The organism is uncultured Campylobacter sp. (genome assembly GCF_938039205.1).
GTDB lineage: Bacteria > Campylobacterota > Campylobacteria > Campylobacterales > Campylobacteraceae > Campylobacter_A.
In genome coordinates this window covers 38,560-57,589 of record NZ_CALHVM010000059.1, presented here as the reverse complement: position 1 = coordinate 57,589, position 19,030 = coordinate 38,560, and the positions used below count along the sequence as shown (strand labels likewise).

At 45.7% G+C, this 19,030-nt stretch carries 19 protein-coding genes and 9 tRNA genes; 8 read left to right on the top strand and 20 right to left on the bottom strand.

Annotated features, from left to right (window positions below):
• Positions 1-195: 195 nt before the first annotated feature.
• Positions 196-759, top strand: coding sequence for a CheB methylesterase domain-containing protein (locus tag Q0394_RS10065; RefSeq protein ID WP_298947364.1), 564 nt, complete (start codon positions 196-198; stop codon positions 757-759).
• On the top strand, positions 752-1,558 hold the full coding sequence (locus Q0394_RS10060) for a protein-glutamate O-methyltransferase CheR (RefSeq protein ID WP_298947362.1): 807 nt from the start codon (positions 752-754) through the stop codon (positions 1,556-1,558). The genes Q0394_RS10065 and Q0394_RS10060 overlap by 8 nt, the downstream gene beginning before the upstream one ends.
• 136 nt (positions 1,559-1,694) lie before the next feature.
• Here the strand turns inward: Q0394_RS10060 and Q0394_RS10055 are convergent, their stop codons facing one another.
• Positions 1,695-2,897 (bottom strand): MFS transporter, encoded by a 1,203-nt coding sequence (locus tag Q0394_RS10055; protein WP_298947360.1) that lies wholly within the window; start codon positions 2,895-2,897, stop codon positions 1,695-1,697.
• 39 nt (positions 2,898-2,936) lie between these two features.
• Positions 2,937-3,389 (bottom strand): copper resistance protein NlpE N-terminal domain-containing protein, encoded by a 453-nt coding sequence (locus Q0394_RS10050; RefSeq protein WP_298947358.1) that lies wholly within the window; start codon positions 3,387-3,389, stop codon positions 2,937-2,939.
• 107 nt (positions 3,390-3,496) lie between these two features.
• On the opposite strand from Q0394_RS10050, the gene Q0394_RS10045 reads away from it, so the two are divergent.
• From Q0394_RS10045 to Q0394_RS10035, 3 genes are all read left to right on the top strand, one after another.
• Entirely contained in the window at positions 3,497-4,417 is a 921-nt protein-coding gene (locus Q0394_RS10045; protein WP_298947356.1) for an SPFH domain-containing protein, read from the top strand.
• Entirely contained in the window at positions 4,414-4,812 is a 399-nt protein-coding gene (locus Q0394_RS10040; protein ID WP_298947354.1) for an NfeD family protein, read from the top strand. Before Q0394_RS10045 ends, Q0394_RS10040 begins: the two co-directional genes overlap by 4 nt.
• A gap of 181 nt (positions 4,813-4,993) precedes the next feature.
• Entirely contained in the window at positions 4,994-5,191 is a 198-nt protein-coding gene (locus Q0394_RS10035; RefSeq protein ID WP_298947352.1) for a hypothetical protein, read from the top strand.
• A 288-nt stretch (positions 5,192-5,479) separates the two neighbouring features.
• Here Q0394_RS10035 and Q0394_RS10030 read toward each other — a convergent pair whose 3' ends face one another.
• Positions 5,480-5,851, bottom strand: a complete 372-nt coding sequence (locus Q0394_RS10030; RefSeq protein ID WP_298947350.1) for a hypothetical protein — start codon at positions 5,849-5,851, stop codon at positions 5,480-5,482.
• A 311-nt stretch (positions 5,852-6,162) separates the two neighbouring features.
• Between Q0394_RS10030 and Q0394_RS10025 the strand changes: the two genes are divergently transcribed.
• From Q0394_RS10025 to Q0394_RS10015, 3 genes are read left to right on the top strand one after another with little or no spacing between them, the layout of a single operon-like run.
• Entirely contained in the window at positions 6,163-7,212 is a 1,050-nt protein-coding gene (locus Q0394_RS10025; RefSeq protein WP_298947347.1) for a dehypoxanthine futalosine cyclase, read from the top strand.
• A complete protein-coding gene (locus Q0394_RS10020; RefSeq protein WP_298947345.1) occupies positions 7,212-8,435 on the top strand; it encodes a pitrilysin family protein in 1,224 nt (407 codons plus the stop codon). The genes Q0394_RS10025 and Q0394_RS10020 overlap by 1 nt, the downstream gene beginning before the upstream one ends.
• Positions 8,425-10,341: a DEAD/DEAH box helicase gene (locus tag Q0394_RS10015; protein ID WP_298947512.1), complete on the top strand. Its 1,917-nt coding sequence runs from the start codon at positions 8,425-8,427 to the stop codon at positions 10,339-10,341. Before Q0394_RS10020 ends, Q0394_RS10015 begins: the two co-directional genes overlap by 11 nt.
• Positions 10,342-11,537: 1,196 nt before the next feature.
• On the opposite strand, the gene Q0394_RS10010 is transcribed toward Q0394_RS10015, so the two are convergent.
• The 17 genes from Q0394_RS10010 to glnA form a co-directional block, all read right to left on the bottom strand.
• Positions 11,538-12,443 (bottom strand): hypothetical protein, encoded by a 906-nt coding sequence (locus tag Q0394_RS10010; protein WP_298947343.1) that lies wholly within the window; start codon positions 12,441-12,443, stop codon positions 11,538-11,540.
• Between the two features lie 155 nt (positions 12,444-12,598).
• Complete coding sequence (locus tag Q0394_RS10005; protein WP_298947341.1) at positions 12,599-13,135, bottom strand: hypothetical protein; 537 nt, start codon at positions 13,133-13,135, stop codon at positions 12,599-12,601.
• 152 nt (positions 13,136-13,287) lie between these two features.
• Positions 13,288-13,593 carry a hypothetical protein gene (locus Q0394_RS10000; protein ID WP_298947339.1) on the bottom strand — a complete coding sequence of 102 codons (306 nt, stop codon included), beginning with the start codon at positions 13,591-13,593 and terminating at the stop codon, positions 13,288-13,290.
• A gap of 59 nt (positions 13,594-13,652) precedes the next feature.
• Entirely contained in the window at positions 13,653-14,471 is an 819-nt protein-coding gene (locus Q0394_RS09995) for a hypothetical protein (RefSeq protein WP_298947337.1), read from the bottom strand.
• A 10-nt stretch (positions 14,472-14,481) separates the two neighbouring features.
• The gene (locus Q0394_RS09990) at positions 14,482-15,009 is read right to left on the bottom strand and encodes a hypothetical protein (RefSeq protein WP_298947335.1); all 528 of its coding nucleotides are present in this window, start codon (positions 15,007-15,009) and stop codon (positions 14,482-14,484) included.
• A gap of 107 nt (positions 15,010-15,116) precedes the next feature.
• A complete protein-coding gene (locus Q0394_RS09985) occupies positions 15,117-15,695 on the bottom strand; it encodes a hypothetical protein (RefSeq protein WP_298947333.1) in 579 nt (192 codons plus the stop codon).
• A 301-nt stretch (positions 15,696-15,996) separates the two neighbouring features.
• Positions 15,997-16,392 carry a hypothetical protein gene (locus tag Q0394_RS09980; protein ID WP_298947331.1) on the bottom strand — a complete coding sequence of 132 codons (396 nt, stop codon included), beginning with the start codon at positions 16,390-16,392 and terminating at the stop codon, positions 15,997-15,999.
• Positions 16,393-16,549: 157 nt separating this feature from the next.
• Positions 16,550-16,624 (bottom strand) — tRNA-Glu (locus Q0394_RS09975).
• 20 nt (positions 16,625-16,644) lie between these two features.
• A tRNA-Lys gene (locus Q0394_RS09970) sits at positions 16,645-16,720 on the bottom strand.
• 3 nt (positions 16,721-16,723) lie between these two features.
• Positions 16,724-16,800 (bottom strand) — tRNA-Asp (locus tag Q0394_RS09965).
• An 8-nt stretch (positions 16,801-16,808) separates the two neighbouring features.
• Positions 16,809-16,884 (bottom strand) — tRNA-Val (locus tag Q0394_RS09960).
• Between the two features lie 20 nt (positions 16,885-16,904).
• Positions 16,905-16,980: transfer RNA gene (locus Q0394_RS09955), tRNA-Lys, on the bottom strand.
• 3 nt (positions 16,981-16,983) lie between these two features.
• A tRNA-Asp gene (locus Q0394_RS09950) sits at positions 16,984-17,060 on the bottom strand.
• An 8-nt stretch (positions 17,061-17,068) separates the two neighbouring features.
• Positions 17,069-17,144: transfer RNA gene (locus tag Q0394_RS09945), tRNA-Val, on the bottom strand.
• A 15-nt stretch (positions 17,145-17,159) separates the two neighbouring features.
• Positions 17,160-17,235, bottom strand: a tRNA-Glu gene (locus tag Q0394_RS09940).
• A 12-nt stretch (positions 17,236-17,247) separates the two neighbouring features.
• A tRNA-Lys gene (locus Q0394_RS09935) sits at positions 17,248-17,323 on the bottom strand.
• Positions 17,324-17,532: 209 nt separating this feature from the next.
• Positions 17,533-18,963: a type I glutamate--ammonia ligase gene (gene glnA, locus Q0394_RS09930; protein WP_122874147.1), complete on the bottom strand. Its 1,431-nt coding sequence runs from the start codon at positions 18,961-18,963 to the stop codon at positions 17,533-17,535.
• Positions 18,964-19,030: the final 67 nt, after the last annotated feature.

Here is a 19,030-nt window from a genome sequence, read left to right as displayed (position 1 = left end):
GACCGCCGATGTCTCGGTAAAATTTAACCAATTTCGCGCCATTTCTGGAATCGTCAAAATCTCACCCACATTTCATCGTAGCGTCTAGTTATCGTAAAATTATTTGCATTATTTTATGTATTTTTGCCTTATAGCTAAATTTAATATAAATAAAGATAAAATAGCCGTAAAATTAACTCAAAAAACGGAATAAATTTGAAACAAAAATTGGTCTTAGTCGGCGCCTCGACAGGCGGTCCGGGACATTTAAAAAGGCTTTTTAAGGGGCTTGATCTAAACGGTGCTAGCGTCGTTATCGCGCAGCATATGAGTTTAGCGTTTATCCCTAGTTTTATCTCGCAGTTTGACAAGGAGTGCGCGGCGGAGGTGGTGATGCTAGGGGCACCCACGCAGCTAAAAAGCGCGATATATATCTGCGAAAAAAACTCCGAGATAATCTCCGCTAGCCCCCTAATGGCGGGCATGTGCTCGCCTATGAAAGAGACCACGTATAACCCCAACGTGGACGTGCTTTTTCACTCGGGCGTTCAGGCTTGTAAATTTGCCGACGTCATGGCTATACTGCTAACTGGCATCGGCGACGACGGCGCGCGCGGACTAAACGAGCTATACAAAGCCGGCGCCAAATGCGTCGCCGAAAACGAGGAGAGCGCGATCGTCTACGGCATGCCAAAACGCGCGAAAGAAATCAATGCAAATTTAAAGTCGCTACCCATCGGCGGTATAAGAGCGGAATTAGAAAGGTTTTTACATGGTTGAAAATGCAAATTTGACGCCCGCTCCTAGCGATGCGGCGGGGCTAAATAAATTCGTCGAAGTCATCAAAAATATGTGCGGCGTGGATCTGGAGTCCAAAAAGGACATGATAAAACAGCGCCTAATAAATTTCTGCCAAGCAAACCGCATCCCAAGCTTTGAAGCTCTAAGCTCAAAAGTCCTCGTAGACCGCTTTATGAGGCAAGAAATCGTAAATTTGATCACCACTAACGAGACTTATTTTTACAGAGAGTTGCCGCAGCTACAAGCCGCGATCTACTACGCCAGAGAGGAGCTTGATAGCGTACGGATACTGTGCGCACCGTGCTCGACGGGCGATGAGGCGTACTCGCTAGGTATGCTAGCGCACTCAAATTTGCTCGACGTAAATCGCGTCAGCATCGTGGGTATAGACATAAACTCCGAGGCTATTGATAGCTGTAAAAAGGGCGTTTATAACGAGCGCTCACTGCACCGCTTAAACGACAATCAAAAAAATATATACTTTACAAAACGCGACGATAAGTACGAAATCAAGCGCGAGATGCTGCCTAGATGCGAGTTTAGCGTGGCAAATATCTTTGACGACGCGATATTTAAACTCGGTAAATTCGACATTATTTTCTCGCGAAATATGATGATTTATTTTAACGAGGAATTTAAGCTAAAAACGGTCGAGCGCTTTCATAAAATTTTGAGCGATCACGGTAGGCTCTACGTAGGACACGCCGATCTGGTGCCGTTTACGACGCTTTATAAAAAGCATATTTCAAATGGAACGACTTATTACGCTAAAGCCTGAGCGGGGTAAATTGCCGTTAAATTTGATTGATAAATTTGACGTGACGAGACGGCTGCATTTTTGACGCGGGCGGCAAATTTATTTGGTCAAATTTGATTAAATTTGCCACTTGCCAAACCAGCGCCGCAAAGCAAATTTACGCTAGCTCGTCTCTGTAAATTTTACGCACGAAGAGCCAATAAATCGCTCCCGCAAAAAACATACAGCCTATTAGAGCCGTGATCAGTGAGAGGCTGAGTCCTAGCTCAAAAAGAAGTCCTATGCCGCTAGAGATCACCGCCGCGACGCCCAGATAAACCATATCGTTATAGGCTATTATACGGCCGTAAAACGCCGGATCGCACTTTTGCTGGATGAGCGTATAGGTGTAGCTCCAAAGCGTCGATGTGAAAAATCCCGCGCAGAAAATCCCGATAAATCCGATATAGAAGTTAAACTGTAGTGCGCTCCACGCGATGACGCCAAGCCCGTGCCCGACGTAGATATAGACTAGGTTGGCGTTTGAGACGAATTTGCTAAGCACGAGCGGGCCGACGATAAGGGCGACGGCGCGGCAGGCGTTGATGTAGCCGATGATGAGAGATGCCGAGAGCAGACCCGCGTACGGGTAGTCGGCTAGCAAAGCCACGAGCGCGTCATAGCTGGTAACACCTACAACCGCGTGTAGCATGATGAGGTGCGCGATGAGGGGATTTTGTTTTACGTATTTTAGGCCGTTTTTTAGCATCTCGCGGACTTTTTCGCCGCCTTTTTTGGCTCGCACGGCGATATCTGTTTTAAGTAGGACTATGAGCGCTACTGCGTAAAGACCGCAGTCTAGCAAAAAGGCGCTTTTTATCCCGAAAAAATGGATATAAATGCCCGCTAGCCCCATGCCCGCGGTGTATGAAAACGCCCAGATGAGCGAGTGGATCTCGTTTGCGGTTTTTATCTCGTCTTTGTTTAAAATTTTGGGAAACAAGCTCATCTCGACCTGAAAATACGTTCCTCCGGCTCCGACTCTGATAAATATTATCACAAATAGTAGCCACATCAAGGAGAGCTTGTTGATAAAAACGAGCATAAAAACCGTCGCCATCTCCACGACCGTGAGCGCTATTAGCATTGGTTTGGGGCTAAATTTATCCACCACGATACCGCTAAAAGGCGATAGTAGAACTCCCGGCACGAAAGCTAGCGCAGCTGCGGCCGTGATCGCCCAAACTGGCGCGTCAAGCTCGATAAGCAGCGTAAAAATGCCCGTGTGCGAGAACCAAACGCCAAAATAACAAATCAGCTGTATGAGCGAGAGGCGCGCGAAAACGGGCTGGGTTTTTAGTAGGTCGATAAATTTACTCATTTTGGGCTTTGGGTTAAATTTGAGCGCTAAATTTGCCGCTTAGTTTGCTTCTAGCTTTTTGTAGATGCGCTCCTGGGCGAAATTTTCTTTGATAAAGCTGTTTTGGTTGCCTATCTGGCGAAGCGTATCGCCGTTAATCTCGAAATTTAGCTTTTCGCGGTACTGATTCGTCGCGTTTAGGGTGTTGCCTGATATCTCGTATTTGCCATTTTGCATCTCTCTTTGCGCGATCTTTTTTTGATAAACGGTGTCGATTTTAAACGTGCCGTCCGCGTTGAGTGTTAGCGTACTTTTTGAGTTTTCGCTACAACCGTCGCAAAACACCTTAGCCTCATAAACTCCGATCAAATTTTCCTTATCTATCTCGGCGCCGCACGTTTCAAAAACCTCCGTGCTGCCGCATTTTTTGCTATTTACCGTGCTTGTGCCGCCGCTTGCCGCACAGCCTGCAAATATCATCGCAGCCGCGGCTAAAAATAAAATATTTTTCATGATTTATCCTTAAAATTTTGGCTAATTATACTAAAAAATTTCCGCTAAAATGGCGATTTTTTAGCAAAAAGCGGCTAAAATGATGAAAAATATTTTAAGGAGTAGTCATGGAAGAGAGCATCCCGTTTATCGTATTTGCCGTGGTTGTGCTGGCCTTTGCAGTCTTGTTTTTAAAAGCCGGTATTAAAATCATCTCGCAGTCTGATATCTACATCGTCGAGCGTTTGGGTAAATTTCACAAGGTGCTTGACGGCGGTTTTCATATCATCATCCCTTTTGTCGATCAGATCCGCGCCGTGATCACCGTGAGAGAGCAGCTAGTAGATATCACGAAACAGCAAGTCATCACAAAAGATAACGTAAACATCAGCGTCGACGGCATCGTGTTTTTAAAGGTCGTGGATGGCAAAATGGCTCTGTATAACGTCGATAGCTACAAGCGCGCGATCGCAAATTTAGCCATGACGACGCTGCGCGGCGAGATAGGCGCTATGAACCTCGATGACACGCTTAGCTCGCGCGACCGCCTAAACTCCGCATTGCAAAGAGCGCTCGGAGACGCCGCCGATAACTGGGGCGTAAAGATCATGCGCGTCGAGATCTCCGAGATCTCCGTGCCTCAAGGCATCGAAGAAGCGATGAATCTACAAATGAAAGCCGAGCGAGAAAAACGTGCGATCGAGCTAAAAGCGCAGGCTGAAAAAGAGGCGCTCATCCGCAACGCCGAGGCGTTAAAGCAAGAAAAAGTATTGCAAGCCGAAGCCATCGAGCGTATGGCCGATGCGAAAAAATACGAGCAAATCGCGCTAGCCACGGCTCAAAAAGAGGCGATGGATATGATAAACGAAAGCATGGCGCAAAACGCAAAAGCCGCCGAGTTCCTGCTCGCGCGCGACCGCGTAGGAGCCTTTAACGAGCTAGCCAAAAACGGCTCGAAAGATAAAATTTTAGTCCCTTACGAAGCGACCGAGCTTATTGGCTCACTAAGCGTTTTAAAGGACTTTTTAGGCGCTAGGGCGGCGAAATGATACCTGCGTACTTGATGCTGGCTGCGGGCATTGGGCTAATCATGCTCGAGTTTATGCTCGGTAGCTTTTTCGTGCTATTTTTCGGGCTTGGATTTTTAGCGGTCGGAGTGCTTGGATTTTTCGTCGATATCGCTTGGGAGTATCAAATTTTACTCATCGCTACCACCTCGTTAGTTCTACTTTTTGCGCTTAGAAAGCCGTTAAAGGCCAAATTTAACCAACACGAAAGCGAAGTCAAAGACGACTTTTTAAACGAGAGCGGCGAGGGCGAGATCAGAGAGGGTATGGTTTATTTTAAAGGCACTTTATGGCGCTACGACGGAAATTTAGCCGAGGGCTCGAAGGTGCGCGTGCTTGGCACGAAGGGGAATAAAGTCGTTTTAGAGCGAGATTAAATTTGACTTTTTAGGGCGGCTTAATGCTTTAATCTAAGCCGCCTTTTTGCTTCGCTCAAATTTAAAAGATATCGATGAAACTTGCCATAGATGCGTATTATGCGGGAAGTAAGGCTAAAGTCGTAGGGTTTTGTTTGAAAACTTTAGCGACGAAAAGCCGCTCAAAATCATCTAGAAAGTAGTGGACGACGTAGCGCCGTATGAGAGCGGAAGTTTTTATAAAAGAGAGCTGCCGTGCATCGTCTCGCTTTTGCAGGATTTGGACGTGCGGGATATCTCGCTCATCGTGATAGACGGTTTCGTTTATCTTGACGACGAGGGCGGATACGGTCTGGGCGAGCATTTATACGAATGCTTAGAGTGCAGATCGTGGGCGTAGCCAAATCACCTTTTAAAGGCAGCTGTAAGCTCGTAAGAGAAATTTGCAGAGGCGACAGCAAGAGGCCGCTTTTTGTTAGCGCGATCTGTATGGACGTACGAAGCGGCGCTGCTAGTAAAGGGGATGAGCGGCGAGTTTAGGATGCCTAGCTTGCTTAAAATTTTAGACAACGAGACTAAAACCGACTTTTAATTACTTTGTTATGAAATTTAACTTGATTTTGATGTTGTTAGCTGGCGTAAATTTGATGGGAAGTGCGATCAAATTTGACCTTGATCGCATTAAATTTTAGTGTTTGTGATGAGGGCAGGCGTGCGCTTTGTCGCTTGCGCTGCTTTTGCCGTGATGGGCGCAGCCTTTATCTTGCGCGCACCCGTGCGCTTTCGCGTCGCATTTTGGGCATGGTTTTGATTTGGCGCAGTCGCCGCTACAGCCAAGACCTTTGTCTGCTCCGTGATTTCCGTGATGAGGGCACTCTTTTATCCCGCCGTGAGCCTGTGCGCAGCTAGCGTTTGCCATGCCGTGATGCGGGTAGCTTGCATCTTTTATCTGCGTAGCGTGGCGATACTCTTGCGCGTTTTGCTGGGCAGGAGCTGGTTTATTTGCCGCACAGCCTGCAAAAACTAGCGCCAAAATCACAGCTAAAACTAAATTTTTCATCTTTTCTCCTTTGATAAAATGTCTCGGGATTTTATCAAATTTAAGCTTTATAAATAGGGCTAAATTTAAAAAGCCGTTGCAAATTTGACTCTAGGTTTTATGCGATCGAGCATCTGTGACGGTGCGGAGCGTCGCAGCTAGCGACAAAAGGCTAAATTTTAGCTCGAGAGCGTCTTTTGCGGATTTTAAAATCATTTCTTTTCCTTTGCGTCGAGGCGCAAAATGATATCCGCAAGAAGTTAAAAAACGCGAATTTATCAAAGATAAAAGCGTTTTTCGCTAAACTCGCGTAAAAAATTTAAAGGAAAAATTTGAATAGACTAAGCGTGGACGAGGCGGTAAATTTGATAGAAAACGCCGAGCTAAACGAGCTTGGAGCGATGGCTCTAGCGCGCAAGCGCGAGCTGCATCCCCAGGGCGTCACGACCTTTATCGTAGATAGAAACATCAACTACACGAACGCGTGCTGGGTGGACTGTAAATTTTGCGCGTTTTACCGCGATCATAAGGACGAGGACGCCTACGTTCTTAGCTTTGACGAGATCGGGCAAAAAATCGAGGAGCTCATCGCTATCGGCGGGACGCAAATTTTATTTCAAGGCGGCGTACATCCGAAACTAAAAATCGAGTGGTACGAGGATCTCGTGGAGTTTATCGCTAAAAAATACCCAAGCATCACGATTCACGGATTTTCCGCGGTCGAGATCGACTATATCGCTAGGATTTCGCGTATCAGCACGAGAGAGGCGCTGCGCCGTCTGCGAGAAAAAGGACTCTACTCGATGCCCGGAGCCGGCGCCGAGATACTCAGCGACCGCGTCCGCGACGTGATCGCGCCTAAAAAATGCGACGTAGAGACCTGGCTACGCATCCACCGCGAGGCGCACGAGGAGGGGCTAAAGACGACTGCTACGATGATGTTTGGCACCGTAGAAACCACGCGCGAGATCGTGGAGCACTGGGGGCATATTAGGAGCTTGCAAGACGTTACGGGCGGCTTTAGAGCGTTTATACTGTGGAGCTTTCAAGGGCTAAACACGCGCCTAGCCGCCGAGCATCCCGAGATCAAAAAGCAAAGCTCGAATCGCTATTTGCGCCTGCTTGCGGTCTCTAGGCTGTTTTTAGACAACGTACCGAATATCCAAAGCAGTTGGGTCACGCAGGGCAGCTACATCGGGCAGCTCGCGTTGCTGTTTGGCGCAAACGACCTAGGCAGCACGATGATGGAGGAAAACGTCGTCAAGGCCGCTGGCGCTAGCTACCGCATGAATCAAGACGAGATGATACGCCTCATCAAAGACATCGGCGAAAAACCCGCCAAACGCAATACCAATTATGATATTTTAGAAAGGTTTTATTGATGAAAATCATAAATTTAAAAGCCGCAAATTTACAAATCCCAGCCGTTTACGAGGCGAGCAAAACCCTGCCCGCGGTGAGCCTAAAGCTTATTTTCAAGGTTGCCGGAGCTTGCGTAGAGGACAAGGCGGGACTAGCTAAATTCGTCGCTAAAATTTTCGACGAAGGTACGCTAAGCAAGGGCGCGGCGGGCTTTGCCAAAGAGCTTGAAACGCGCGCGATTAGCCTTTACGCGAGCGCGGGATTTGAGACCTTTGCGTTTGAGCTAAACTGCCTAAAGGAGCACTTTTCTTTTGCGCTTGCCAAGCTAAAAGAGCTTTTAGAGGAGCCTAATTTAAGCCAAAAAAGCTTTGAAAAGGTGCGAACTCTGACGCTGGGCGAAATTTCTGGCAACGAGAGCGACTACGACTATCTGGCTAGAGTCGCGCTAAACGGGCTGCTGTATCCTGGTACGAATCTAGCAAGGCCAAGCATCGGCACGAAGCAAAGCGTGGAGAGTATAACGCTAGAGGACGTTAAAAACTTCATCTCTAGCAAGCTTGATTTGGCAAATTTATTTGTAGTGCTGGGCGGCGAAGTGACGCCAGAGGAGCTAAATTTGGACGAAATTTTAAGCTCGCTAAAGCAGGGCGAGTCGCGCGAGCTAAAGCTACTAAAAACAGATGAAAAATGCGGCCAAAAGTCCATAATCAAGCCTAGCGAGCAAGCCTATATCTACTTTGGTGCGCCTTTTGACGTTTCCCGCGAGGAGCGGTATAAGGCCAAGGTTGCGACGTTTATTTTGGGCGAGGGTGGCTTTGGCAGTAGGCTGATGGAGGAGATCCGCGTGAAGCGCGGGCTGGCGTATTCGGCGTATGCTAGGAGCGAATTTGCACTGAGCCACTCGCAAATTTGGGGCTACCTGCAAACCAAAAACGAAAGCAGGAGCGAGGCGGTCGCGGTCGTGAAAGACGAATTTTCAAAATTCGTCAAAAACGGCGTGAAAGCCGGCGAGCTAGCGCAGGCTAAAAGATTTTTGCTAGGCTCGCAGCCGCTACGCCAGGAGACGCTTTTTAACCGCTTAAACATCGCTCAGAGCGACTTTTATAACGGCTTTAAGTTAGGAAATTTTAAAGACGATCTAGAAAAAATCTCGAAGCTAAAGCTTGCTGAGCTAAACGCGTTTATCGCGGAGCATGCAGAGATAGAAAAGCTCAGTTTTGCCGTGCTTTACAATGAAATTTGATGAAAAAGACAGAATAAATCTAAAAAAAATCGGCGTAACCACCCTGCTCGACCTAGCGCTAAAGCTTCCTAAAAGCTTTGAAGATACGAGCCTAGCCGCCGCACCAAAAGACGGGCACGTGAGCGTCGCCGTAGAGATAAAAAGTGCGTATCGCCAAGGCGGAATGCTACACGCCGTATGCTGGTGCGAGGCGTGGGAGCAAAGCGTAAAGATCGTGATTTTTAATGCCAAGCCTTGGCATCACGGCGCTTTTAAAGTCGGCAAAAGCGTATTTGTAAGCGGCAAATGCGCCTACACCTACGGCTCGTGGCAGCTAACAAATCCAAAAATCGTCACGAAAATAAACGAAATCATACCCAAATACAAGCTCTCTCTCAGAGATGATTCGTTTAAAAATTTGATCCAAAAATACGTAAATTTGCCCAATTTGATCGAGGCGGGACTCACGCCCAGGGAGGCTGAGTTCTTGCTAGATCTGCACAAGGGAGACGAAAAAAGCGTCGCGATACTAGATGCTCTCGTGCGGGAAAAAGCGGGCGAAGAGGTGCTAAAATTCGTCGAAATTTACAACTACCTAAAAAAGCTAAACGCTAAAAAAACTCACTTTAAGGCGCCTAAAGTCAAGCTTTTTGATATTTCTTCGTGGCTTAAAAATTTGCCGTTTGCGCCGACTTCCGACCAGCTAAACGCTATCTCTGATCTGCGCGCGGACCTTAGCGGCGAGGAGGCGGTGCGACGCGTCGTGATGGGCGACGTGGGCAGCGGCAAGACGCTTGTTATGCTAGCCGCCGCGCTTAGCGTCTATCCCGGCCCTGCGCTCATCATGGCGCCCACGTCGATACTGGCCGAGCAAATTTACGCAGAGGCGGCGCGTTTGTTGCCTGATTTTATGCGAGTTTTGCTAGTTAAAAGCGGCGATAAACCCGAATTTGACGGCGTAAATCTCATTATTGGCACGCACGTTTTGCTGTATCAAAGCTTACCTGCCGTGCCTTTGGTGATGATAGACGAGCAGCACCGTTTCGGTTCAAATCAGCGCGAGAAAATCAACGCTCTAGCTAGCGGGGAGCTTGGGCGAGACCCGCAGCTTGACGAAGCTGACGACGAATTTGAGGTTAAATTTGAGGGCGGTGAGCGGTCAAATTTAACTGAAATCGCGCCCGAAAATCGGCAGGCAAAAAAGGCGGATAAAACTAGGGCTCACGTCGTGCAGTTTTCAGCAACGCCGATCCCACGCACGCTAAGCATGATACAAAGTAGCTTCGCGGAGTTTAGTTTCCTGCGGCAGATGCCTTTTGAAAAACACATACACACGCAAATTTTACAAAGTGCGGACTTTGGCGAGCTGCTAACGCACATCAAGGCACAAATCGCCAAAGGCAAGCAAGTCGCCGTGATCTACCCGCTGGTTGAGAGTAGCGAAAACTCGAACTATCAGGGGCTAGAGGAAGCGCAGGGATTTTGGCGGGCAAATTTTACAAATGTCTACGTCACGCACGGCAAGGACAAAGAAAAAGAGCAGGTGTTGCGCGAATTTCGCGAGCGCGGAGACATGCTACTCTCGACGACGGTTGTTGAGGTCGGCATCTCGCTGCCGCGGCTTAGCACGATCGTAATCGTTGGTGCGGAGAGGCTAGGACTAGCGAGCCTGCATCAGCTGCGCGGGCGCGTAGGGCGAAACGGCGGGAGCGGATTTTGTTTTTTGTTTACAAAGCTTAAAAATCCGCCGTCGCGTTTGAGGGAGTTTTGCCAGACGCTGGACGGCTTTAAGATCGCCGAGATAGACCTAAAAAATCGCCAAAGTGGCGACATCCTAAACGGCGCGTTTCAGCATGGTGCGACGTTTGAATACTACGACTATGAAGAGGAAATCACGCAGGCGGCAAAGGATAGACTAGGGATTTAGCTAAATTTGCCTTTGGGATGGCAAATTTAGCTACTTGCCTGAGTATTTCTCTGTTTATTTTTAAATTTGAAATAAAATCGGTAAAAAGACTGTGCTATAAAGATTTTGTAATTTTCAAAAAATTGATTAAAATGAAATTTGAAGATTATTTTTGGAGCATTTTTGGCCTGATTAAAACCCTGCAAGTGTGTAGTATTTTGATTACTATATAGCTTTGTCTGCATATTATTTGGTGGAATCGGTACAAAACTAAATGCTTGCGGTTATGGCTTTTTGTAAAAACTAGAGATGTATTAATATGAACTCATATTTAAATATGTTTTTTGTATAAGACAATTTTAAAAGTGAACTAATAAATTTAAAAGTGGATTGGTGACCCTTACGAGAACCAACAACGCTTTTTAAAGCCCATAAACTAGGCATTATGCAACAAGCCAGGAAACTTTTTTTAAAAACTTCCCGAGAGTTTAAGTTTTCCCCTAAAAACTCAAGGTTTTGATACAAAGCTTAAGAAAAATATGAGGTTTTTGTAGTAGTTTTTTAAACGTAAGTTAAACGTTTAAGGATACAAACCTTAAATTTTTTTCTTAGTTCTATATTCTATGTCCCTATGTAACGCATCATAGCACAAAATTTTATTTTTTGCAAATTAGCTACAAAAAAAATGCTAATCCATACTTCGGTCAAGCGTAGCCGTATCAGTGAGTGCTTCGAGCTGATCGGCGAAGCGTTAAAAAATACAACTTTGTTTTTCAGAGCAAATGAGACGGCACGGGCGGGCGCTTGATACTCGCTTTGGCTCGTATCGAAAAAATAAGCTAATGCACGCCGCGAACAGCTAACGGCGCGCATAGAGCCTATTTTTTCTCGCTCTGCATTTTCGCTTTTATCGCTAAAATTGTAGCGAGCCGTTTTTATGGCGTCAAGGGCAAAGCAGGTTAATTTTACGGGCTCGAAGCTCGCCACGTAAAATTTAACCCTTGACACTCATAAAAGCCGTTCGCATTCACCGCGAAGCTAGACAAAACAAAAAAACAGCCGCCACCGTGCCTTTTGTGTTGCTTTGCTTTTGCTTGAGTTATTTTTTATGATTGACGCTTTTAGATTCTCGGTTCGCTTAAATTTAAATATATAATACTATTAAGAAACGCCAAAAAAAGCGAGCAAAGCCCCTATTTACCGAGGGGCAAAGAGGATCATCGAGTGTAAGTCAGATCGTTTTTTGGAGTATGGACAGCAGGAGTGTAACTCAGCAATCCGCTTTTTATTCCCTCGAAATAATCCGCAGAATATCCGCCCTTTAAATAATCATCTAAACTATCGACTAAAGGGTACCCTTTCGGTTCGACGTATAGCCGTCCAGAGCGCACAAGCTCGGAGAGCATAGAGGCTTGACCGAAGTAAAAACTATTGTCGTTTTTAGTCAAACCCTCTTGATTCGACTTTTTGAGGGTCTCGATTTCGATATCTTTTTGTTTGACAAGCCCTACAGTATCCTTTAAAGTCTTTTGCAGTAATTCGTTCTGTTTTCGCAATTTGTCGATAGTATCGGTTAGCCCCGCTTTTTCGCGCTTTAGCACAGCGACATCGACATCCATTTTGCTAGCAGTAGCCCCAAGAAAACCGCCCAAAGTCTTATTTTCGCGCAAAGCTGCTAATTGCGCCTTCGTGCTAATTTCTTTTTTAACGGCAAGTTCATGTATGAATGTCTGTGCTTTTTCTAGAGTTTTATTCGCGGCATTATAGCGAGCTACGGATCCCAAAACATAAGCAGATACGCTTTCCTTAGAATAGCCGCCAAAGGTTACAGGTTTTAAGATTGCCTCATTGTTTAAAGTCTGTTCAGCAATTTCTTTAATCTTTGAGTGTTTCATAAACTCCTTAATCTTATCCTCGAAAGATTTTTTAAAATCCTCAATGTGACTGATATCAGGCGCTTTTTTTAGCTCGTCAAGCTCGTTCTTAAGCCGTTTATTTTCGGTCTCAAGCACAGAATAATCCTCGCGTCCGCCCCCTTGTTCTTTGAGTTCGGCGCGGACTTGCTTGTTTGCAGTCTTGAGTTGTTCCTCTAGCGCTTTTATTTGTTTTTTTGCCTCAGCCAAATCTTTTTTGACTTCTCCAAGCTTGACCTACAAAGGCTCTCGCAAGCTCATTGCTTGCCGATATTGACGAGGGGTCAAGTGAGTACGTTTCGTGATTTTATTGCTAAGGCCGCGCTCCATGCCGAGGGCTTGCGCGATTTCCGTTTGAATTTGACTTATGAGGTTTGGTTTCCGTAATTGAGTCTATGCAAACTATTTCCATTGTCATCCAGAGAAAACATAGCGATATGAACGTGATCGTTGTTTATGAAAATTTTATGCTCCAGCGAGTGCGGATCGATTTTCCCCGATTCCCGTAGCTCCTCAATTTCATCCTCGGTTGCCTCGTGCCCTTCATCCCTATGGCGCGTCCAAAAAACAGTGCGATAACCGAGTCGCTTCTCGAGGATTTGCACAACCTTTTCGATATCCTCTTTAGAATGAAAGCCTCGCAAATTCACCGTTGCCTCCCAGTATATAGACTCAGAGTTATAACTCGGTCGCCTTCCCGTCCGCGCCCGATACGCAGCGTCAGCTTCGTCTTTCATTCGCTTAGCCCTAGCCCGAGCTTCCGAAAACGTACAAGAATATTCATTATCTCGGGACTTTTCGCCTTGCACGTTGCTAGCTTGAAGACCTTGCCGGAAATCGTGCCAATATGCGAACTCTTTCATGGGGTCGATATGAAAGCAAGATTTAGCGTTGTTGTCCATTTTTTAAACTTCCTTTGGGTATACTTGTATTATTTTTTTAAAGGGGTCTTGCGCCCCTTTAAAAAACGAACGTTCAGCCTGCTGATTAGTGAGCTCACTAGTCAGCTATACCACAAGGGCATAGCTAAACGTTCGCCCGCAAGGGGGGGGGTTTACGCGGTGGTAGAGTTCGAGAGCTCGAACTTTTTCGCGAGAGCCTCAACCTCAGCACGTTCTTCTTCGATTTTAGCCACAGCGTTTTTAGCAGCTTCCAAAGCGTTTTTCGCCTTAGTTTCGCGCTTGTCGATGCTTTTGAGCTTTGTGACAAGAGCATTTAGGTCTTTGATTAATTTCGCGCGCGGACTAAGCTCTTTTTTCTCTTTTTGTTCTGCAGGTTTTTGCTCTTGCGGTTTTTGATTTTGGCTCGCTTGCACTAGAGCAACATTTGGGATTGGGTTAGGTTTTTGAAAATTTTCCATAATGGACTCCTTTTTTTTGATTTAATTATAAAAAGATCATGTCGGAAATTGGCTAAAAATCAAGTGCAACATACTTCAAAATTTACGCGGTCTACAACAGTAGCAGGTCTATTGTTTTCGTAGGCAAAGTTTTCAAGCAATGCTAGCAATTCCTGAATATCAGGATCAAGAGGTTGTTCTTTTTTTAGTAACGGAACGACATAGCCAAACCGAGAGCGGATATCGTAGCGAGCGGTTATTAATTCGCGGTCGTATTCGCTAAGGTTTTGCGGGGCGAAATCTAGCATTCGCAAGGGGTCTTTACCACCGACCTTTTTACCACTAAAAAGCGTGTGGCAAAGCGTCACCAAATCATTTTTGTTTTTGCACTTTTTGCCCCAAAGCTTTAGATTTTTGATTTGACGAGGGCTTAAGTAAACTTGCTTTAGATTCACATGATAACGTTCGATGTTATCACGGCACCAAAGAGTTACATCGAGCTGTTGCAAGTCGTCGTTGGATTCGGTTTTTAATCGGCAATGCGGGTCACGACCGAAAACCCCGAGACTAGGCTGCATTATTACGTATTTGTCGACTTCGAAAGGTTTAGGCTCGCCTTCGTATTCTCGCTCAATGAGCCTTTTAGGTTTCGTTACGCCTAAAGCTTCATCCTCTAGCTTTTCTTGACGCGTGCGGCAATGAGTAAATTTCCAGTGTCGCCAAAGCTCGCCGAATAAATTACTTAAAATTAAATCGGCGCTAGGGTATTTTTTGCGAAGCTTTGCGTTAAATACGCTATGCAATTCTTTCGTTTTTTGAACGTCACGAACGACGGCAACGTTACGGCGAGTTAATTTATTCTCTCGCTCATTGATTTCGAGAGCAGTGCGAGCAAGCAAGCGCGAGCAGCTAGCTGCAAGAAAGTCGTCCTCTTTTTTCGACTAGAGCCCATTCCCACTTTTCATTTTTGAAAATGTAAGAGGGACTTAAAACGTTTATACGCACAGCGTCCTCGTTATATACGGCTTTGCATTTTTGGATAGCTTGAACTAAATCGCGCATTGGAACGAAAAGCAAAGCGTGAATATGCGGGCTCCCGTTTCGGTGCCGCTCAAAAACCCAAGCGCACCAAACGGGGATCGTCGAGAGTAGCTTTTTGACGAGCTCGTTTAGTTTTCGCTCTAGCTCTTTTGCGGCTTTTGCGTTAGGTATGCGGCCAGATGTGCCGTTGCGATGAATGCCCGTATTGTCGAGTGTCAAGGTCACGCCGAGAGCGGTAAAGCCGAGATTTTGAAAATCTTTTGAAATATCCCATAAAGCTATTTCGATATCTCGACCGCTTGAGGTTTCCTTTGTTTCTCGTTTGAGTAGTTTTTTATCGAGGTGAAGCTCGCGAGGATTAAATTTAGAGTCGAAAACAGAGCGAAAATTACTCATTTTGCACTCATTTCAGGCGTTTTTAAGCCAAAGGTGCGTATAATTACAGCAATCAGAGACCTTAACGTTTTTCTTAAGTGTTCTCTGTCCCCCCCCTTTTTTTATTCTCATAATTTTAACCCCAACGTTTCAAGATACGACAACCACCAGGTAAAGACCTTACGACTAGCACCAATAGCGCCAGATTTGTCATATACGCCCGAGACACCCTTAACATGGTGACTTAATGCACGCTCGACGTCATAGTTGTTAAGCCCGTTTTCGACGTTCTGATTTACAAATGTCGAGAGAATCTTTCTAAAACTGTGGAATACAATCTTACCTCTCGGATTCAACGGGGCAAAGTTTTCCAAACCCTTCGAAAATGCGGCGTCTGAAAAAGGTTTCCCCGTGGAAGTCGGAAAATACAGATCGGCGGCGCCCAAGCTCTCCAGCCAAAAACCAAGTTTCCGCGGAAACCCCAACAATTCATCGCCGTTGCTAGAGATTTTCATTTCGTCGGCGGCAAAATCAAGAAAATACTCGCCATTATTGTCTTTCTTGAGGTTTTTGACACTTAAAAACCTAACATTTTTGGCTCGTAATGCGGTGCAAAGCCCGAAAATAAGGGCGTTCTTTACACTCCTAGAATGCCTATAATTTTGAATGTAGGAAATTAAAAATTTTAAATCTTGCTCGTCTTTCAAGTAGCCGAAGCCGCTACTCTTAGGGCGCTTATAGATTTTTAACAGCCGACGACCGTTTAGGGGGTCAATTTTTAAAACGTTCGTGTCTAGGGCATAATCTAAAATTGCTCGAATATCTACACAAAGAGCTCGCAAAAGCAAATATTTTTCATCGTTATATACGTTATCGCATATAGCTCTTAGTTGTTCGAATTTTATTCGGCGAATATCGGTTTTTCCTAAATGCGAGAGATACTTATAAATTTTTTCTTTTTTGCGATTGTTGCAGATTTCCAGCCCTTGCAGCTATTTTTCATATAATCTAAAAACACGGCTTCAAGAGTATTTTTAGAAAGTTTTTCGTCAGATAGATAGTCACGTTTTTAACCTCCGCGACCATCGCGAGGGCTTGTCGGAACGTGAGCTTATAGGCGTCGCCTAGCTTTTCTTTTATATCACCGCCTTTGGCAAAATAATAGTCTTTACGGACTATGCCGGTTTTTGGGTCTAGTTTTATTTTTAAGGCCAAACCGCTTTTATCGACCACGGGGCGAGTTTCTTTTTTCCCCGCGGGTAATTTATATTCCCGAATTGCTAAATCGGGGTCAATGCGAAATTTAGGCGTAGAAGTTAATTTTTGTTCTTTTCGTTCTCGCATGTTTTTCCTTTTCGTCTGTTGATATGGGGACATGCTAGCCAGAATCAAAATCAGAGTCAAGGAAAAAAGCTTACCGCAAAAATAGCGGGTAAGCTTCTTAGGAAGTTTTTTTACATGAATTCGATAAAAATCGCATTCGTGAGCATTGTTTCTTTTTGTAGCAAAGCGGCCTAGGAACGCATTCGTAAAGAAAGTTATGGGATTTTAAAAAGTGGATTGGTGACCCTTACGAGAATCGAACTCGTGTTACCAACGTGAGAGGCTGGTGTCCTAACCGCTAGACGAAAGGGCCAACAATAATAAAATAAATCGTGGTGCCCCGTGTAGGGCTCGAACCTACGACCCCATCATTAAGAGTGATATGCTCTACCAACTGAGCTAACGAGGCAAATGGCGCAGCGGACGGGGCTCGAACCCGCGACCTCCGCCGTGACAGGGCGGCATTCTAACCATCTGAACTACCGCTGCACCTAAAATGGTGGTCGCTATAAGACTCGAACTTATGACATCCACCTTGTAAGGGTGGCGCTCTACCAACTGAGCTAAGCGACCCAAATTTAACAAAAAATAAATGGTGTCCTGTGCTGGACTCGAACCAGCGACCCCTTCATTAAAAGTGAAATGCTCTACCGACTGAGCTAACAAGACAAATGGCGCAGCGGACGGGGCTCGAACCCGCGACCTCCGCCGTGACAGGGCGGCATTCTAACCATCTGAACTACCGCTGCACCTAAAATGGTGGTCGCTATAAGACTCGAACTTATGACATCCACCTTGTAAGGGTGGCGCTCTACCAACTGAGCTAAGCGACCAAAAAGACTAAATCGTGGCGACCCTTAAAGGATTTGAACCTCTGTTGCTACACTGAGAGAGTAGAGTCCTGGGCCACTAGACGAAAGGGTCTATGTAAAAAAATGGTGTCCTGTGCTGGACTCGAACCAGCGACCCCTTCATTAAAAGTGAAATGCTCTACCGACTGAGCTAACAAGACATTTTTCAAAAAACGAAACGTGATTATATATAAAAAAGGCTGATTTGTCAAGACAAAAAGCCGTTGTTTTTCAAATTTGGCCTCAAATTTGATTTATTTTGACAAATTTTACGTTCGTCAAAAACGCATAAAAAGTCAAATTTGGCCCAAAATTTAAAAAGGTCAAATTTGACTGAAAAACTAAAAAGGGATTTTAGCGTCCCTTAAATTTAGCAAGAAAAGCAAGTCTTAAACTCATACGGAGTAGGTCGCGCTTCGTACGGCCACACTTGACTCTCGAATTTATAATGCTGATACGCGTTTATAAACGTTGGAGTCATGATCGGGTGCAGATATTCGTTATCGCGAATCAATGCTTCTAGGCTACCCCTTAACGTATGAGGGAGCTGCTCGATACCGCGCTCGCGGATTTCATCTAGGTGCAGTTTAAATAAATTTTCATCCATCGGGCCGACCGGCTCCATCTTGTGTTTTACGCCGTCAAGTCCCGCCATGAGCATCGCTGAAAAGGCCAAATACGGGTTTGCAGTTCCGTCAGGGAAGCGCATTTCGGCGCGGACTGATTTTTCTCCGGAGCCGTACGGGATACGGATCGAGGCGGAGCGGTTTTGGCTAGAATACGTTAGGATAGAAGGCGCTTCAAAGCCAGGGATTAGGCGTTTGTAGCTGTTTGTGCTCGGGTTTGTAAAGGCCGCTACGCTCCTTGCGTGCTTTAGGATTCCGCCGATGTACCAGCGCGCAAAATCACTTAAATTTGCGTATTTTCCCTCGCCGTAGAACAAGTTTTTGCCGTCTTTCCACACCGACTGATGCACGTGCATGCCGCTGCCGTTGTCGCCGTAGAGCGGTTTTGGCATAAACGTCGCAGTTTTTCCGTTTAGGTGAGCGACCATTTTGACGACGTATTTGTAAATTTGTACGTTGTCGGCGGCCTCGAGAAGCGTACCAAATTTAACGCCAAGCTCGCCTTGACCTTGCGCGACCTCGTGGTGTCCTAGCATGACTTCGAGGCCAACTTGTTCTAAAACCTGCATCATCTCGGCACGCAGATCGACCATGCTATCGGTCGGTTGCGTCATCAGATAGCCACCTTTTCTTCTTGGGCGGTGACCGGTGTTGTAGCTATCTTTAAAGTCTCTAGCGTCGTTCCACTCGCCTTCTTCGCTATCTACTTCAAACATCGCGCAGTTTGGGCTGTCTACTATTTTTACGTTATCAAATATAAAAAACTCATTTTCCGGCCCAAAATACGCCACGTCGCCCATGCCGCTCTCTTTTACGTAGGCCATGGCTTTTTTGGCTATCGAGCGCGGGCACTTTTCGTAAATTTGACCCTTGTAAATGTCGTAAATATCGGCAAAAACCACGACCGTAACGTCAGCGGTGAAAGGATCTAAAAAGGCGCTGGTCGCCTCAGGACACATCAACATGTCGCTTCTTTCGATCGGTTGCCACCCTCCTAGCGAGCTCGCGTCCATCGGTATTCCGTTTACGAAATGATCTTTTTCTACGAATTTTATGTTATAAGATATGCTGTGCCAAGCGCCGTTCATATCGGTAAATCTAAAATCCACGAATTTAACCTCGTGTTCTTTGCAAAAATCAAAAAAATGATCGACGCTTTTTACAAATTTTCCCATTTTTCGCTCCTGTGTTTATTGATTTCGTAATTTTATCATAAAATTTTACTTTTAAGATTAATTTAAA

Excerpts from the sequence above, each read along its gene's own strand:
- Q0394_RS10045 (WP_298947356.1), top strand. The coding sequence starts at position 3,497 with ATGGAAGAGAGCATCCCGTTTATCGTATTTGCCGTGGTTGTGCTGGCC.
- Q0394_RS10060 (WP_298947362.1), top strand. The coding sequence starts at position 752 with ATGGTTGAAAATGCAAATTTGACGCCCGCTCCTAGCGATGCGGCGGGG.
- glnA (WP_122874147.1), bottom strand. The coding sequence starts at position 18,963 with ATGGGAAAATTTGTAAAAAGCGTCGATCATTTTTTTGATTTTTGCAAA.
- Q0394_RS10055 (WP_298947360.1), bottom strand. The coding sequence starts at position 2,897 with ATGAGTAAATTTATCGACCTACTAAAAACCCAGCCCGTTTTCGCGCGC.
- Q0394_RS10005 (WP_298947341.1), bottom strand. The coding sequence starts at position 13,135 with ATGGACAACAACGCTAAATCTTGCTTTCATATCGACCCCATGAAAGAG.
- Q0394_RS10050 (WP_298947358.1), bottom strand. The coding sequence starts at position 3,389 with ATGAAAAATATTTTATTTTTAGCCGCGGCTGCGATGATATTTGCAGGC.
- Q0394_RS10020 (WP_298947345.1), top strand. The coding sequence starts at position 7,212 with ATGAAAATCATAAATTTAAAAGCCGCAAATTTACAAATCCCAGCCGTT.
- Q0394_RS10040 (WP_298947354.1), top strand. The coding sequence starts at position 4,414 with ATGATACCTGCGTACTTGATGCTGGCTGCGGGCATTGGGCTAATCATG.
- Q0394_RS10015 (WP_298947512.1), top strand. The coding sequence starts at position 8,425 with ATGAAATTTGATGAAAAAGACAGAATAAATCTAAAAAAAATCGGCGTA.
- Q0394_RS09990 (WP_298947335.1), bottom strand. The coding sequence starts at position 15,009 with ATGAGTAATTTTCGCTCTGTTTTCGACTCTAAATTTAATCCTCGCGAG.
- Q0394_RS10000 (WP_298947339.1), bottom strand. The coding sequence starts at position 13,593 with ATGGAAAATTTTCAAAAACCTAACCCAATCCCAAATGTTGCTCTAGTG.
- Q0394_RS10030 (WP_298947350.1), bottom strand. The coding sequence starts at position 5,851 with ATGAAAAATTTAGTTTTAGCTGTGATTTTGGCGCTAGTTTTTGCAGGC.